This window comes from Bacillus sp. 2205SS5-2 (assembly GCF_037024155.1).
In the GTDB taxonomy this organism is placed as follows: domain Bacteria; phylum Bacillota; class Bacilli; order Bacillales; family Bacillaceae_K; genus Bacillus_CI.
The window spans coordinates 515-15814 of the sequence record NZ_JAYKTS010000036.1 but is presented as its reverse complement, the minus strand read 5'-3'; the positions used below and the strand labels follow the sequence as shown (position 1 = coordinate 15814).

At 37.2% G+C, this 15300-nt stretch carries 9 protein-coding genes, 17 tRNA genes and 2 rRNA genes (1 of these 28 running past the window's edge); 2 read left to right on the top strand and 26 right to left on the bottom strand.

The window, feature by feature from the left end:
* Positions 1–15: 15 nt before the first annotated feature.
* From U8D43_RS18210 to U8D43_RS18185, 6 genes are all read right to left on the bottom strand, one after another.
* Positions 16–1593, bottom strand: a complete 1578-nt coding sequence (locus tag U8D43_RS18210; RefSeq protein WP_335872590.1) for a response regulator transcription factor — start codon at positions 1591–1593, stop codon at positions 16–18.
* Positions 1574–3385 (bottom strand): cache domain-containing sensor histidine kinase, encoded by a 1812-nt coding sequence (locus U8D43_RS18205; protein WP_335872589.1) that lies wholly within the window; start codon positions 3383–3385, stop codon positions 1574–1576. Before U8D43_RS18205 ends, U8D43_RS18210 begins: the two co-directional genes overlap by 20 nt.
* Before the next feature lie 606 nt (positions 3386–3991).
* Complete coding sequence (locus U8D43_RS18200) at positions 3992–5272, bottom strand: ABC transporter substrate-binding protein (protein ID WP_335872588.1); 1281 nt, start codon at positions 5270–5272, stop codon at positions 3992–3994.
* A 71-nt stretch (positions 5273–5343) separates the two neighbouring features.
* The gene (locus U8D43_RS18195; RefSeq protein ID WP_335872587.1) at positions 5344–6171 is read right to left on the bottom strand and encodes a carbohydrate ABC transporter permease; all 828 of its coding nucleotides are present in this window, start codon (positions 6169–6171) and stop codon (positions 5344–5346) included.
* Complete coding sequence (locus tag U8D43_RS18190; RefSeq protein WP_335872586.1) at positions 6171–7112, bottom strand: carbohydrate ABC transporter permease; 942 nt, start codon at positions 7110–7112, stop codon at positions 6171–6173. Before U8D43_RS18190 ends, U8D43_RS18195 begins: the two co-directional genes overlap by 1 nt.
* A 450-nt stretch (positions 7113–7562) precedes the next feature.
* Positions 7563–8429: an amidase domain-containing protein gene (locus U8D43_RS18185; protein ID WP_335872585.1), complete on the bottom strand. Its 867-nt coding sequence runs from the start codon at positions 8427–8429 to the stop codon at positions 7563–7565.
* A gap of 644 nt (positions 8430–9073) precedes the next feature.
* On the opposite strand from U8D43_RS18185, the gene ric reads away from it, so the two are divergent.
* Complete coding sequence (ric, locus tag U8D43_RS18180; RefSeq protein ID WP_335872584.1) at positions 9074–9772, top strand: iron-sulfur cluster repair di-iron protein; 699 nt, start codon at positions 9074–9076, stop codon at positions 9770–9772.
* 883 nt (positions 9773–10655) lie between these two features.
* Here ric and queG read toward each other — a convergent pair.
* Positions 10656–11786 (bottom strand): tRNA epoxyqueuosine(34) reductase QueG, encoded by a 1131-nt coding sequence (gene queG, locus U8D43_RS18175; RefSeq protein WP_335872583.1) that lies wholly within the window; start codon positions 11784–11786, stop codon positions 10656–10658.
* A gap of 114 nt (positions 11787–11900) precedes the next feature.
* Between queG and U8D43_RS18170 the strand changes: the two genes are divergently transcribed.
* Positions 11901–12578 (top strand): B3/B4 domain-containing protein, encoded by a 678-nt coding sequence (locus tag U8D43_RS18170; protein ID WP_335872582.1) that lies wholly within the window; start codon positions 11901–11903, stop codon positions 12576–12578.
* A gap of 188 nt (positions 12579–12766) precedes the next feature.
* On the opposite strand, the gene U8D43_RS18165 is transcribed toward U8D43_RS18170, so the two are convergent.
* The 19 genes from U8D43_RS18165 to U8D43_RS18075 all read right to left on the bottom strand — a co-directional run.
* A tRNA-Gly gene (locus U8D43_RS18165) sits at positions 12767–12840 on the bottom strand.
* A 343-nt stretch (positions 12841–13183) separates the two neighbouring features.
* A tRNA-Gly gene (locus U8D43_RS18160) sits at positions 13184–13257 on the bottom strand.
* Positions 13258–13260: 3 nt separating this feature from the next.
* Positions 13261–13344 (bottom strand) — tRNA-Leu (locus U8D43_RS18155).
* 4 nt (positions 13345–13348) lie between these two features.
* Positions 13349–13422, bottom strand: a tRNA-Cys gene (locus U8D43_RS18150).
* An 8-nt stretch (positions 13423–13430) separates the two neighbouring features.
* Positions 13431–13505, bottom strand: a tRNA-Gly gene (locus U8D43_RS18145).
* 3 nt (positions 13506–13508) lie between these two features.
* Positions 13509–13580 (bottom strand) — tRNA-Gln (locus U8D43_RS18140).
* A gap of 39 nt (positions 13581–13619) precedes the next feature.
* A tRNA-His gene (locus U8D43_RS18135) sits at positions 13620–13695 on the bottom strand.
* A gap of 11 nt (positions 13696–13706) precedes the next feature.
* Positions 13707–13780 (bottom strand) — tRNA-Trp (locus U8D43_RS18130).
* A 130-nt stretch (positions 13781–13910) separates the two neighbouring features.
* A tRNA-Tyr gene (locus U8D43_RS18125) sits at positions 13911–13994 on the bottom strand.
* Between the two features lie 9 nt (positions 13995–14003).
* Positions 14004–14079 (bottom strand) — tRNA-Thr (locus U8D43_RS18120).
* Positions 14080–14099: 20 nt separating this feature from the next.
* Positions 14100–14175 (bottom strand) — tRNA-Phe (locus U8D43_RS18115).
* A 7-nt stretch (positions 14176–14182) separates the two neighbouring features.
* Positions 14183–14259, bottom strand: a tRNA-Asp gene (locus tag U8D43_RS18110).
* A 58-nt stretch (positions 14260–14317) separates the two neighbouring features.
* Positions 14318–14391: transfer RNA gene (locus U8D43_RS18105), tRNA-Met, on the bottom strand.
* Between the two features lie 108 nt (positions 14392–14499).
* Positions 14500–14572 (bottom strand) — tRNA-Val (locus U8D43_RS18100).
* 62 nt (positions 14573–14634) lie between these two features.
* A tRNA-Glu gene (locus U8D43_RS18095) sits at positions 14635–14709 on the bottom strand.
* A gap of 13 nt (positions 14710–14722) precedes the next feature.
* Positions 14723–14814: transfer RNA gene (locus tag U8D43_RS18090), tRNA-Ser, on the bottom strand.
* 3 nt (positions 14815–14817) lie between these two features.
* Positions 14818–14892 (bottom strand) — tRNA-Asn (locus U8D43_RS18085).
* 7 nt (positions 14893–14899) lie between these two features.
* Positions 14900–15015: ribosomal RNA gene (gene rrf, locus U8D43_RS18080) — 5S ribosomal RNA — on the bottom strand.
* Between the two features lie 126 nt (positions 15016–15141).
* Positions 15142–15300 (bottom strand): 23S ribosomal RNA (locus tag U8D43_RS18075) (its annotated part continues 514 nt past the right edge of the window); the annotation flags it as partial.

The following is a 15300-nucleotide window of genomic DNA, read 5'->3' as shown; positions in this document are numbered from 1 at the left end:
TAGACCCTCCGTGTATTAAGAAGTAGATGTGACTTTTTGTCGGTACTCATTTGGAGTCAATCCGCTGTGCTTTTTAAACACCTTACTAAAGTATTTTTCGTTTTGATAACCAACCCCATATGCTATTTCATATATTTTCAAAAACGGATTTTCTAGTAATTTCTTCGCTTTTCCCATCCGAATATTCGTCAAGTAATCTATCAATGTCGAAAGGTACTCTCTTTTAAATTGCCGTGAAATATATTCTCTACTTAGAAAAAATCGATCGGCAATATCTTGAAGTGTAATGTCTTCCTGGTAGTGTTGCTGCAAATATTCTTCAATTTTCTGCATATTATTTTTTTCTTTTTGGTATTTGACGCCGGAAAGTGATTGAATCAATTGTTGAAACTCTTTGTTTTTTTCCTCTTTGAATTTCGCAATAGAAAAAACGCCGTTTCCTTTCCAATAATCTTGTCGACGACAAACCTCTTCCTCACTCTGAATTTCATATTCTTTTAACCAGTTTCTTCTGAGTAATTCAAACTGTTGATCCCATAATTGAACTTGTTCTATAGACATAAGATGACTGGTTTCTAGCTTCATGTACAACTGATTTAATAAGTCTTTAACTTGTTCGGTACTTCCAGAACGGATTGACCATAAAAGTTCATTTGAGTAATCCAACAAATGAAGTAGCGGCTTTGTTTCGACCTCATTCACGGCCACTATCTTTTTCTCTTTTAATAAGTCATGCTGTAAAAACACTTTTTGCGCTGACTCATAGGCATCTTTCATTGCATTTGATTTCTGCCCTAGTGCAAGTAGTGAGAAAGATTTACTATATTGATAAATTAATGCCTGCAGTTCTTCTAATAGAAACGTGATTTTATTGTCTTTCCAAAATAAGATTACTAGTTCATCATCTTTATTGCTATTTCGAAAACAAACACCAGCATTATTTTTGCTAAATAATTCGTTACATATATTACTTAGCGTAAAAAAAGCTAGATCGGTATCTCCATTAAATACGCTCATCAGCGTTGGCTTTATTGATAATATAGCCATTGTTTTTTCTATTTGCGAAATTAATATTCCAAATTCGTGTTCGATTTTCTCTTCTAGTAATAAGGGGACACTTTCTTGACTACAGAGACTTGTAAATAATCGACCCCAGTAAAGCGGCTTTGCTTCGTTCATGACTCTAATCTCTTCCGCTTTTGATCGTCTTGAATCTGCTTGGTCATTGTATTCTCTCACTGCCTTATCTAATGTTTCATTCAGAACGTCAGGCTCTATTGGTTTTAAAATATAATCGAAACTTTTATAAAAAATTGCATTTCTCATATACTCAAAATCATCATACCCACTGACAACAATCGTTTTACTCTTTATTTCTGAGGAATAAAGCCATTTTAATAAATTTATTCCGTCTATTTTCGGCATTCTCATGTCTGTAAAAATAATTTCAGGCTGGTGCTCTGTGATTAACTTCATGGCCTCATCACCATTTTCTGCTTCAAAAATAGTGTTTATGCCATGCTTCTCCCACTCTGCTAATAAAAGTAACCCTTCACGTACATGCTTTTCATCGTCAATGATGATTGCTTTCATTCGCCTCACCTTCCATTTCTATCGGTATCCTCATGGTCACCAAAAAACCACCATCTACATCGTTTTCAAGATGTAGCGTCGCACGGTTATCATAGTATAGTTTTAAACGAACATAGACATTCTTCAAGCCAATATTCGTCTTCTCTCCTACCGTATTGACGGCTTCTGATTGAAAATACGTTTGAATCTCCAATAATCGAGCGTTTGTCACGCCCGTTCCATTATCACGAATCTTCACGACAAGATCCTCTTGCTCCTTATAGCAGTAGAGGTAAATGCGACCAACTTCATCACGAATGTCAAAGCCATGCTTGAAATAATTCTCTATAATAGGCTGAAGAATCATTTTTGGTACTTTCACATCATATAAATTCTCTTCTACCTCTACGATGTATTCTAAATGTTCACCAAAACGTTCTTTTTGCAATAGAAGAAAGGCATTGGTATACGTAATTTCGTTTTTCAAAGGAACGATATCCTCTTCCATATTCATTCCATACCGCATGATTTTAGAGAGATGCGTTATCAAAGAATAGATTTGCGGAACTTTATTCTTAAGCGCCACTGTTCCGATCGACTGTAAAGCGTTGTATAAAAAGTGTGGATTGATTTGTGATTGTAGTACTTTTAATTGATTGTTTTTGTTTTCTAATTCTAATTTGTACTCCCGATTGATTAGCGTGTTGATACGTTCAATCATCTGTTGAAACCGGAAACCTAGTAACCCAATTTCATCCGGGCCAAAGGATTCCATTCTAACCTTCATATTTCCTTTTTCTACTTGTTGAATATTCTGTAGCAAAATCCTAATCGGAGATGTGATTTTAAATGTGACAAACAACGTAGCTAACACAACAAGTGATAAACCAATAACCCCAAAAAGGATATTAAGTTTCGCAACACTTAAAGGACTTTCGTACAAATGTGCAAATGAAACCCTTTTGACCAATATCCATCCACCTGCAGAAGCTGGTAACTGATCGTACATCATCATTCCATTAAATGTATCTTCTTTCCACTCCAATGAACCTGAGTCTTCTTCCGTCTCAAGGATTCGTTGTATCCATTGTTGACGGTATCCATGTTTTGATAAATCAAAATTCGAGCTATAAATCACTTCTCCATCTGAAGAAAGCAAGTAAAATTCTTCCTTCTCTTGGTTGTAAAGATTTCTACTCAAATTAATGATTTTTTTAGGTGAGATTTCTAATGAGATATACGCAAGAACATCCTCTTCTGGAACATTTGTGAAGGCACGATGAATGTTGAAGATATTTTTTGAGCTATTGATTGCCTGCTCGTGCTGAGCAAACTTTGGCTCTATATACATATGATAAGGACTGTTTTTCGCCTTTGAGAATGATTCCTCGTTAGAATCACTATTTCGGTTAGAAAAAACCACTGTCGATTTCTTTGAAGCTGAAATGACACGATTATTGCCTTCAAAAGATACGTGTACCTCATTAACTGTTTCACTCGTATAGAGAAGCGTTTGCACAACATTCTTGACGATGCCTATCGTTAAATAATTGCTCTGCTGATTAGGTGACCTCATATAATTTATAAAATCTGGATTCTTATAGAGTGACAGTGTTAGTCCGTTCAACTCATTCATATAATTCTCTAAATTCAGTTTACCTTGATATAGTAGATTGCGACTTTCCTTTACAACTTGATTTTCGATTGAATTCTTTGTATACAAATATGTAATAATGATTGAACTTCCAAAAGGAACAATGGTCGTAATCATTAGTAAAACAATTAACTTATTCCGAATACTGTTTTTAATCATAGGGACGACCCTCTCAAATTTGCCATTTCTCTTAGTATAAAGTGTCGCTCATCCCTTATGGTAGTATTTTTAAATCTTAGCAGTAAAATTCTGAATTTCATTCGTGGCAAATTCCGTCCAGTTCCTCAAAAACTTAAAAAAAGCATAAGGCATCTGGGGCTAGACAAACAATATTGCCAGAAAGTTATTTTACCCTTTTTATTTAGAAGGCTGTTTTCGCAAAGATTGTGGCTTTTCGAATAGGAATAGATTCCCTGATTTGTATGACTTCGTACTCTTTTCTTAATGAAAAATTATCCATTTTTAGATAAAAATAAGAAAGCCGTCGAAAAAACCTTACTGCCTGTTTTTATTTACGCCGATAGCAACAAAGTCTACGAAAAGAGCAATTTAGAAAGACTCTTTTCGTATACATTGTGCCTATTTCATCTGATTTTTGATTAAATTGCCCATTTCACTGTTGGTTTCCATCAATAATAGACGAAATGATGCCCGAAACAAAGTTATAACACCGTTTATTGACTGAATCAAAAAGCCACGAACTTTGCGAAAACAGCCATTTTATTAAATAGAAAGCATGTCTCTAGAGACATGCTTTCTATTATCTTATTTCAAGTTATCCCAAGTTTGTTGGAATCGCTCAAGTACAGTGTCAAAGTCGATTTTTCCAGCTGAATATTCTTGGATCGTTGCAGCAAACTCTTTGTTTGCTCCGTCTGGCCATCTGAACCAAGTCCAAGGAATCGTTTTTTCATCTTTAGAGAATTCAAGAATGGATTGGCCTAAGTCACCAAGACCATTTGGTTCAATGTTATCAAATGCTGGAATGAAAGCAAATTCTTCCGTAATGTATCTCTTACCAGTTTCAGAAGAAACCATCCAGTCTAAGAATGTTTTTGCTTCATCTAAATGCTCAGATTCTTTGTTCAATACCCAGTTATTTGGAACACCTACTGGTAGGCGATCTGCACTCTCGTCATTGCTAATTGGTAGTGGAAGGAAGGCCATATTCATGTCTGGATTGATTTCATTAATCATATTCTCTGTCCAGTTTCCTTGTTGTAGCATCGCTGCTTCACCTGACGCAAATAGTGTAACTTGAGTATTATAATCCGTTGTTAGTGGATTATCATTCGCATACTTAAGCTCTGTATCTAGTACTTCCTTGAATTGTACAAATTTTTCGTTGCCAACAATTTTTTCAGATCCATCATATAATCTTTCAATAAAAGCAGTAGGATCCTCTTGCTGTGCGAATGGAATATTCAGTAAATGTTGTCCAATCACCCACCACTCGCCGTAACCAGCTGAAAATGCTGTTATATCATTCTCTTCTAATTTCTTCGCTGCAGCTTTCAATTCATCAATTGTGCTAGGTGCTTCTTTAATTCCAGCCTCTTCGAATAAATCTTTATTGTAAACAAAACCATAACCTTCAAGGTTAACCGGCATACCGTATAGTTTACCATCTTCATCAGTCATTGGTACTTTCCCAATTGGAAGAAGATGCTCAACCCAAGGCTCATCGGAGAGGTCCGCTAACTTCTCTTTCCAAAGCTCTAGCTCTTTAAATCCCCCATTATTGAAAATATCTGGTTCTTCACCTGAAGCAAATTTTGCTTTTAGTGCTGCACCATAATCGGCACCTCCACCAACAGTCTCAAGTTTAATTTTAATATTAGGATTTTCCGCTTCAAATTCATTAATCAGCTCTTGAAGTTGATCCGCAATTTCAACTTTAAATTGGAAGAAATTTAAGGTTACCACTTCATCATCTGATTTAGTCTCTCCATCTGTGCTGCCATTCGTTTTTTCTTTCGAAGAACAACCTGCGATAATTCCAAACACTAAAAGTAATGACATAGATAATAAAAGTAAGCGTTTCATAAATAAATGACCCCCTGTTTAATTATTTTATATAAATTTCTGTTTCTTAAAAAGACACAGAAACGTTATATCTACTTAATTGATCCTGATGCAATTCCTTTGATGATGTGTTTTTGTAAAAATAAGAAGAAAACAATAATTGGAGCAATTCCCATAACCAACGCCGCAAGTCCCATGTCCCATTGCTTCGTGTACTGAGCGAAGAACGAGCTTGCTGCTAACGGTATTGTTCGCAATTCCGCATCTTGTAAGACTAGAAGCGGTAACAGATAATCATTCCAAATCCATAGGGTATTTAAAATAATGACGGTAACCGTAATCGGCTTTAAGAGTGGAAACACAATTCTCCAAAACACACCGAATTGGCTACATCCATCAATCATGGCTGATTCTTCAATCTCAACAGGAACTGTTTTTACAAATCCATGATATAAGAATAATGAAAGCGGAACTCCGAATCCGAAATACATGATAATCAATCCGGGAATGCTATTCGTTAAATGAAGTGTTCCTCCCAGTTTCATTAACGGAATCATAACTGTTTGGAATGGAATCACCATCGCTGATACAAAAACAACAAATAGGATTTTACTAAATTTACCAGGTGTTCGAACCATTTTCCAAGCTGCCATTGAGCTAATAATGACTAATCCTAGAATACTAAATACCGTAATAATTAGAGAATTCATGAAAGCACGTGGGAAATTAATAATCTCCCAAACTTTAGCATAATTCGAAAATCTAAACTCTTCCGGCCATGCTGCGGCATCGATTAAGATAGCTGCAAATGGCTTCACTGAATTGACAAACACGAAGTAAAAAGGAACCAGGAATATAAGCGCTACTACGATTGCAATAATTTCTAGAACAAACGTCCTTTTCGTATACCGATTGTCCACTATGCTTCAACCTCCCTTTTCTTCGTAATCATTACTTGAACCGTAGTAAAGATTGCAACTACCACAAAGAATAATATTGATTTTGCTGTTCCTAATCCATAACGATTATTCTGGAAGGCTTCTTGATAAATATTAATCGCAACTGATTGAGTTGAATAAAATGGTCCTCCTCCTGTTAACGAAATGTTTAAGTCGAAAATCTTAAACGCCATCGAAATCGTTAAGAAGAAACAAATTGTAAAAGCAGGTAGAATTAACGGAATGATGATTTTAGTTAATAACGTCCAAGGCGTGGCACCATCCATTTTCGCCGCTTCTAAGAGCGAATTATCGACCCCTTGCAGTGCTGCAATATAAATGACCATCATATATCCACTGATTTGCCAAGCAAAGACGATTACAATTCCCCAAAACGCAGTAACTTCATCCCCTAACCACGGTAACTTAAAAAATGCGATATCCGTCATGTTTCCAATCGACGCAAACCCTTTTACAAAAATAAACTGCCAAATGAATCCTAGTAAAAGTCCACCAATTACATTCGGAATAAAAAATACTGTTCGTAAAATATTCTTCGTTTTTAATGCAGCATTTAACAATAACGCAAAACTAAAACCGATTATATTGCTAATAATCACCGCTGCAAACATAAATCTCAGCGTAAACCAAAATGACTCATAAAATCTTTGATCGTTCGAAAATATCTTTTTATAATTCTCAAAACCTACCCATTCAACAGCAGAACTAACTCCATTCCAAGATGTGAATGAATAGTAAATTCCCATTAAAAACGGAAGAATCTGAATAACTAAGAAGAATAGCAGAGCCGGTCCCACAAATGCAGCGTACGTTAAAAATTTCTTATATTTTACTTTTCTTTTCTGAACTGCTTTTAATTGTGCACTCGTTTTCACAGATTCCATTTGAATCTTTGTTTCCATCCGCTTCACCGCCTATTAATTTAATCACTTTCTCTCATTATAATGGAAGCGTTTTCAATAATAGGGGAACTATATTGACGAGGAAGGGGGAATATTTTGACTATCTTACTATTTGCTCCCACCCTTTGAAAAAACCACTTACAAAGTATCTACAAATTATTCTGCTGAGACACTTCATTTTCTATAAATCTCTTACCTTCCTACTACAAGTGATGTCTTGTCGTTTGTTTGCTAACATTCCTTTAGGCTCTTTTCGCATACTTTGTTTATCTAGCATATAAAAACAGATGGAAACACACTTTTCTTTCCTCATTTCGAGTTAAAAACAATGTGAAAAAAATGCTCGATTTCATTCTTCATCACGAAATAAGAACTAATTCGAAAAGCCACAATCTATGCGAAAACAGCCTAAATAAAAAAGCCACTGTCTCCAGCAGCCCTAAATACTCCTTAAGCATCATCCACTATCGAAAAGAACTTATACTTAATATTCGGCGTATAGGCCGTCGAATCCTCATAATTCCAATACCGCATCCGGCTGTTATGCGTATGAGCATTGACCAGCGGAAAACCATATGCGTCCTTCGCGGTCACAATCGTATTATGGTTATAACGGCCATCTCCCTCAAAGTCATAACAAATCACGTCTCCAAGCTTGAGCTCTTCCGCTCCTCTAACTTCGGTCCCTCGCAAACCAACTTTAGATGAAGGAAGATACCAGCGAAGTGAATTCGCCACACTCCAACTATAACTCCAATTATTTCCACTCATCCACCACCCCTTACTTCGATTACTCTGACCTCGCATCGGAGCGCCTCCTGCATGAAGACATTGAGAGATAAAATTCGTGCAATCTACCTCAAACTTTTTATAAGCGGAGTTATAGCTATTCCACCATCTCTCTGCATATTTTACCGCTTTTAAACGATCATAACGGTAGCTCAGCCGTTCGTCATGATTTTCTTCGACCATCAATCTGGGTTCTGAACTCTTATCCCCTTCCTCCATGAGTCCTTCATCCTTCATTAGTTCCCCATTTTCGAAAACACTATAACGTCTTTCCACTTCTTCTTCTAAATATAGTAGCTTCTTCTGTTTAATTAAATATTGAAAATGGAGATGATAATTAATAATCTCTTCCTGATTTCTTTTAACGATCTGATCAATGTTTCCACTCACATTCACCTTTACGATCTCAGCTTCTCGTTGCTGAAGCACTTTTTGTTTTCTTTTCAAGCGTTCTTCCTGAAAGTCTCCATTCGATTTGACGGTTTCAGTGATTCGTTTTTCAATTTCCTTCAGAATTATTTCTCTCATACGCATCCCTCCTCTGTATACTTTATGAATGAACGCAAGAGAAAAAAACAAAAGACTTCGTTTCCATAAATCATTCCCTCATCTTTTGTGGAGATGTATACCTATCCCGAACCCCATTTCTCAAAATAACTTAATGGTATATAATCAAGCTTTCTATGAGCTTTCACTTTCAATTACTTCTCAGAAAAACCTATTTGCAGCGCAATAATAGCAAGGGTAGTTCCTTGAATCGCATTCACTTTTTTTGATAAAAATTCGGATTTTGTAAGAAACCCACCGATTTTTTCTGAAAAAAGCTTACAATTGTGAATATGGCTGAGGCTTGTCCTGAAAATATGAAGCCTAATGGAAACATCTGCAATGACACATTTCCGGCAGATTGATTTACAAATTTCGGCACTAGCGCTAAAAAAACAAAGAAACTTTTGGATTGAGTAAATTTATTAATAGACCTCTTTTAGATAAGGCTCTTTTCTATTCTTACTACATATTCTTTTGTTTGAGCCTAAATCCTATTTCTCTTGATGAAAAAATATCCTATCCAAAAACTACATACATATTTGTGATTCAAATCACAAATATGTATGTAGTTTCTTGTTATTCTTCTAATTAGAAAGATAACATTTTTATATGGAGGGAATAGTATGATGCAAACATTTACCGAACAATCCATCATAAGTGAAATAGTAACAAAGATTCCTAGAGCAAGTGACCTTTTTAAATCTTATCAAATAAATTTCTGTTGTGATGGAAATCGACCACTCATAGAAGCGATCAATGAAAAAGGTTTGCCCTCTGATGAAGTATTATCGCAATTAAATAAACTATATGAGAAAACACAGATAGAAGAATCATATACCGATTGGGCAAAGGCGTCATCTGAAAAATTAATAAATCATATTATCTCCAAACATCATCGCTACTTAAAGGAAGAACTCCCTTTGCTTAGTCCATATATAACTAAAGTATCTCGTGTTCATGGTCCGTCTCAGCCACATCTCATTAGAATTCACAGCCTTTTTTTTGAATTGAAAAAAGAACTTGAAAAACATATACTCAAGGAAGAAACGATTGATTTCCCCGCTATTCTTGCCTATGAAAACAATCATTCGAAAGAATATCGAGAGTCTTATATTAATACAGTAACTGAATTAGAAATCGAACATTCTCAAGCAATATCTATTTTAAAAGAACTACGTAAACTTACAAATGATTTTACTCCTCCTGAAGGTGCATGCGGAACGTATCGACTAGTCTACCAACGTCTCTACGACCTAGAATCTGACTTAACTCAACACATACACTTAGAAAATACTTTTTTATTTAACCGAGTGAATCCGTAAATAACTCATACTTTTAAAAAACTGCCTCCTTTTTAAGTAAGTAGTTTCGTATTTAGAAGGCAAATTAGCAACAGAATTATCTAATCGATTAACTAACACACTAATAAAAATTACATTTGGTAAAGAAAAACGCTTGGATAGTATATTATCCAAGCGTTCTGTTATATTTTCTTATTAAACTAAAGCACCCGTTGTTTAATAAAGACTCTTTCGTATACATTGTGGCTATTTCATCATACTTTTGATTAAATCTTTCATTTCACTGTTGAATTCCATCAAAAATAGACGAAATGATGCCCAAAACTAAGCTAAATCATAGATGATAGACTGATACGAAAAGCAACAAACTTTGCGAAAACAGCCTTTGTATAAAACTCATTTGATTTTCCTAAATCAGAAACTGAAAAAAAAAATGATTAACGTCTTTTAACTCCTCATAAAAACAATTCCTTGTTGAACCACCCTACTTAACTACTTTAAGTACATTTCCTCACAATCTCTAAATTTTTTTACATATAGTCACAAATGTCTTGTTGGTTTATCAAAATCAACATTGCGAAAAACACCATGATTAACGTATTTCTTAGCTCGTTGACGATAGCTATTGTCACTATGTTTTCTGGGGTGCGATTTCCTATAATAAATTATATGTGAAAAACCGATCATCGTTGATATAACGGGGAACAAGAACAGCCCAAATCATATGCGATTTGGGCTATTAATTAGTATTTTTTTTATGTCTTGTACTTGAATACCTAATCCGTTACTTTTTAAGGGGCAATTTTTTATTATGGCTTTTTTAAAGAAATATTAACCATTAACATAATAGGTTTCAATTGAACAAAAAATTTAATAGTGAAATATTCCTAGAATAAAGCAGATATTACTCAACGAATGATAGCCCTTTTTCTATTTCTTTAATTACTTCAGGTTCCTTTTCTTTAGATAACGCAAGATGCAATGCTTTAGATGCATCATTTCCACCAATTCTCCCGATAGCCCAAGCTGCTGTTCCTCGAATGACTGGACGAACGTCTTGAGTCATAACGGAGATTAAATCCTCCACAGCTGTTTCATCCTTAAAATGAGCCAAAGCAATAATTGCATTCCTCTGTATGGGCTTCTTCCCTCTCCATGATCCTGAGACAGAGCCAAACTTTTCTTTAAACTCTTTATTAGAAATGGTAAGAAGAGGCTTTAATAACGGTTTAGCTAGTTCAGGATCCGGCTGCATTTCTTCATGAAGATGAAAATCTTTCCCTTTATTTTCAGGACAGACCGTTTGGCAAGTATCACAGCCATACAATCGGTTGCCAATTTTTGTTCGATATTCATCTGGAAGAAAGCCCTTCGTTTGTGTTAAAAAGGCAATACAGCGTTGTGAATCGAGTTGCCCACCTTCTATTAGTGCACCCGTTGGACAAACGTCTACACATTTATTACACGTACCACACCCATCCTCAATCGGTTGATCTGGTTCAAACGGAAGATTTGTAATCATTTCGCCCAAGTATACATATGAACCGAACTCTGGAGTAATAATTGAACAATTTTTCCCGCTCCAACCAATTCCAGCTCTTTCCGCAACTGCCCGATCGACAAGTTCTCCTGTGTCTACCATCGAACGCATATGGGCATGAGGGACCATAGAAGCGATATACCTTTCTAATTTTGTTAATCGATTTCTTAAAACGTCATGGTAATCATCCCCCCATGAAGCTCGACAAAAAATACCACGCCGTTCCCCCTGTTTACTTTTGGGAGCATTTTTCAGCTTTGATGGGTAAGCTAAGGCAATGCTAATTATTGATTTGGGCTGCTCAAAGATCAGCGAGGGATCTACCCTTTTTTCAATATTTTTTTCTTCAAAACCAGATTGATACCCTAGCTCTTGCTGACGGACCAACCGATTTTTCATTTCAGTAAAAGTATCTGTAGTAGTAAATCCTATTTTATCGATCCCTATCGTTTGACTATAGTCAATGATGTCTTGTTTTAACTGTTGATAATTCATGAAAAAGCCTACTTTCTCTAATGGTACAATAAGTTTGCTATTCCTTGCACATTATTTTAGTTTTCACTAGTCTCTATGATAAACTATTACCAATAGAAATGGCAGGTGGAAACATTGGAAATTACTTTAGATCAGACTCTATGCGAAAAGAATAAACTAAAGTTTGGCATTATAGAATATCACAACATTACTGCTGGAGAGTCTCCCCAGATGCTGAAAGGTCGCTTACAGCTATTTCAAGAATCTATTTTCTTTGAGGCTGATACAACTCCTTTATCAGAAAGACCAGGGATAAAAGAATGGAGAAAAATTTTCAAGTCTTATGGTAAAAATCCAAGCCGATATCGTCCCGCTTCAGAAGCCTTGATTAAACGAATATATAGTCAAAATTATTTACCTTCAGTGCAATCGGCTATTGACTTGAATAACTTTTTTTCACTACAATATGAAACCCCCATTGGCCTTTATGATTTAAGTCAGTTAACGGACCAGGTGGAAATCACAATAGGTGAAGAAGCCGACTCGTACGAAGGGTTAAATGGCAGAGTCAATTCATTGGTGGACCTATTGATCAGTCGAGATCAGAAGGGGGCCTTTGGAAGCCCATTTGTGGATTCTAAAAGAACTGCGGTCACTACCAACACAAAGCATGCACTACAAATTGTCTACCTTCCTTCATCAATTCATGTAGAACAGGCAGAGAGACTGACTCAATCACTTGAATCCATGTTTGTTAATATCCACGGTGGGGAATCATCATCTACTGTATTATCATGTGAAAGATGCGAATAAAAACGCATCTTTTTCTATTTTTTCATCGAGGAACTTTAAATGCAAAAACATAATCACCAGTGTCGGTAATTGTCACTACCATTAAATCATAGTCGCTTTTTATCTATTTGACCAAATTCTTTTTCCTGAAAATCAAAAAAACGTCTATCTTCTGCATGGTGCGAGAAGATAGACGTTATTAATATGTATGGAGCGGGTGAAGGGAATCGAACCCTCATCATCAGCTTGGAAGGCTGAGGTTTTACCACTAAACTACACCCGCTAGTAGAAATATTGATATAAGAATATCATTTATGATTGATTTTGACAAGTATAAAAAAGTAGTTTGGGAAATTCAATTTTATAAAAATCAAAAATAAAACGAGAACGCCCCCATAAATGGTAACTGGCAATTGACTGCAAGCACAAAAAGGACTTATATTAGCTCAATTTGCCTCATCCCAGGGCTGACTTGTGACCTCGAACCGCTGACGTCTGAAGCTAAGTAACACACCATTTGAAAATTCATTCTTACTTTCGAACAAAGCTAGCTCTACATGTACATCCATTCGGATAATTATGAAAAAAACATCACTCATTTGAACAATGTTTTAAGAAAGTATGTATGGAGCGGGTGATGAGAATCGAACTCACATCATCAGCTTGGAAGGCTGAGGTTTTACCACTAAACTACACCCGCAAATGGTACCGGTGGCCGGGGTCGAACCGGCACTCCAGAGGAACACGATTTTGAGTCGTGCGCGTCTGCCAATTCCGCCACACCGGCAAAATGGAGGCGGCAACCGGATTTGAACCGGTGATAGAGGTTTTGCAGACCTCTGCCTTACCACTTGGCTATGCCGCCATTATTATTGGAGCGGAAGACGGGATTCGAACCCGCGACCCCCACCTTGGCAAGGTGGTGTTCTACCACTGAACTACTTCCGCAAGCTGGGCTAGCTGGATTCGAACCAGCGCATGACGGAATCAAAATCCGTTGCCTTACCGCTTGGCTATAGCCCAATAATATTATATTCAATTAAATAATGAATGTGAATTAAATGGGGCGACTGATGGGAATCGAACCCACGAATGCCTGAACCACAATCAGGTGCGTTAACCACTTCGCCACAATCGCCAAAATTAATATGGCAGGGGTAGTAGGAATCGAACCCACACCAAAGGTTTTGGAGACCTTCGTTCTACCTTTAAACTATACCCCTGTAATAAATACAATCGAGTTAAAATTTAGATAGTAATCTTAATTTTTTAGATTGTTTATTTTGCTTTGCTCTTAAGGAAGTTTATTTTGCTTCGCTCTTAAGGAAGTTTATTTTGCTTCGCAAAAAAACTTGGTGGAGGGGGGCAGATTCGAACTGCCGAACCCGAGGGAGCGGATTTACAGTCCGCCGCGTTTAGCCACTTCGCTACCCCTCCACAATATAATGGTGCCGGCAAGAGGACTTGAACCCCCAACCTACTGATTACAAGTCAGTTGCTCTACCAGTTGAGCTACACCGGCAAAAGGTGTTTTATTAAAAATGGTGGCTCGGGACGGAATCGAACCGCCGACACATGGATTTTCAGTCCATTGCTCTACCAACTGAGCTACCGAGCCGTATGAATGGCGGTCCGGACGGGACTCGAACCCGCGACCTCCTGCGTGACAGGCAGGCATTCTAACCAACTGAACTACCGGACCAAAGTTTTTTCGCAAAGCGAAAATAACTATCATTAATTTGTTTTGGCAATATAATGTATTGCGGGGGCAGGATTTGAACCTGCGACCTTCGGGTTATGAGCCCGACGAGCTACCGAACTGCTCCACCCCGCGTCGATGAAAGTGTTACTTAATTGTGTTCAGGTCTTTTACGTTGCTTTTAAGGATGTTTATTTTGCTTCGCTTCTAAGGAAGTTTATTTTGCTTCGCAAAAAAACTGAATGGAGGATGACGGGATCGAACCGCCGACCCTCTGCTTGTAAGGCAGATGCTCTCCCAGCTGAGCTAATCCTCCGCAATAATATGTTTAAACCATTTAAGGTTGTTTTTTTACTTCGTTTTGCTTCGTAAAAAACTTGGTGACCCGTACGGGAATCGAACCCGTGATACCGCCGTGAAAGGGCGGTGTCTTAACCGCTTGACCAACGGGCCTAAATAAATATCATGGCGGAGAGCAAGGGATTCGAACCCTTGAGACAGCGTTAGCCGTCTACACGAATTCCAATCGTGCTCCTTCGACCTCTCGGACAGCTCTCCAATTGGCTCCGCAGGCAAGACTCGAACTTGCGACCGATCGGTTAACAGCCGATAGCTCTACCACTGAGCTACTGCGGAATACTAAGCCTGGCGACGTCCTACTCTCACAGGGGGAACCCCCCAACTACCATCGGCGCTGAAGAGCTTAACTTCCGTGTTCGGTATGGGAACGGGTGTGACCTCTTCTCTAATGCCACCAGACATATTCTTCAAAGACAAGTATTATTATACTATCTTTTATGAAATTTTCAAGAGTTTTTTTGAAATTACACTCTCAAAACTAGATAAAGGTTGATGAAGATAGTGAGTAATCACCACTTATTATGTTTGGTTAAGTCCTCGATCGATTAGTATTCGTCAGCTCCACATGTCACCACGCTTCCACCTCGAACCTATCAACCTGATCATCTTTCAGGGATCTTACTAGCTTGCGCTATGGGAAATCTCATCTCGAGGGGGGCTTCATGCCGATCATTCTAGGGACTT

Bases quoted from the DNA above. Each gene is read 5' to 3' on its own strand.
- U8D43_RS18210 (WP_335872590.1), bottom strand. From the start codon at position 1,593: ATGAAAGCAATCATCATTGACGATGAAAAGCATGTACGTGAAGGGTTA.
- U8D43_RS18185 (WP_335872585.1), bottom strand. From the start codon at position 8,429: ATGAGAGAAATAATTCTGAAGGAAATTGAAAAACGAATCACTGAAACC.
- U8D43_RS18200 (WP_335872588.1), bottom strand. From the start codon at position 5,272: ATGAAACGCTTACTTTTATTATCTATGTCATTACTTTTAGTGTTTGGA.
- ric (WP_335872584.1), top strand. From the start codon at position 9,074: ATGATGCAAACATTTACCGAACAATCCATCATAAGTGAAATAGTAACA.
- U8D43_RS18205 (WP_335872589.1), bottom strand. From the start codon at position 3,385: ATGATTAAAAACAGTATTCGGAATAAGTTAATTGTTTTACTAATGATT.
- queG (WP_335872583.1), bottom strand. From the start codon at position 11,786: ATGAATTATCAACAGTTAAAACAAGACATCATTGACTATAGTCAAACG.
- U8D43_RS18190 (WP_335872586.1), bottom strand. From the start codon at position 7,112: ATGGAAACAAAGATTCAAATGGAATCTGTGAAAACGAGTGCACAATTA.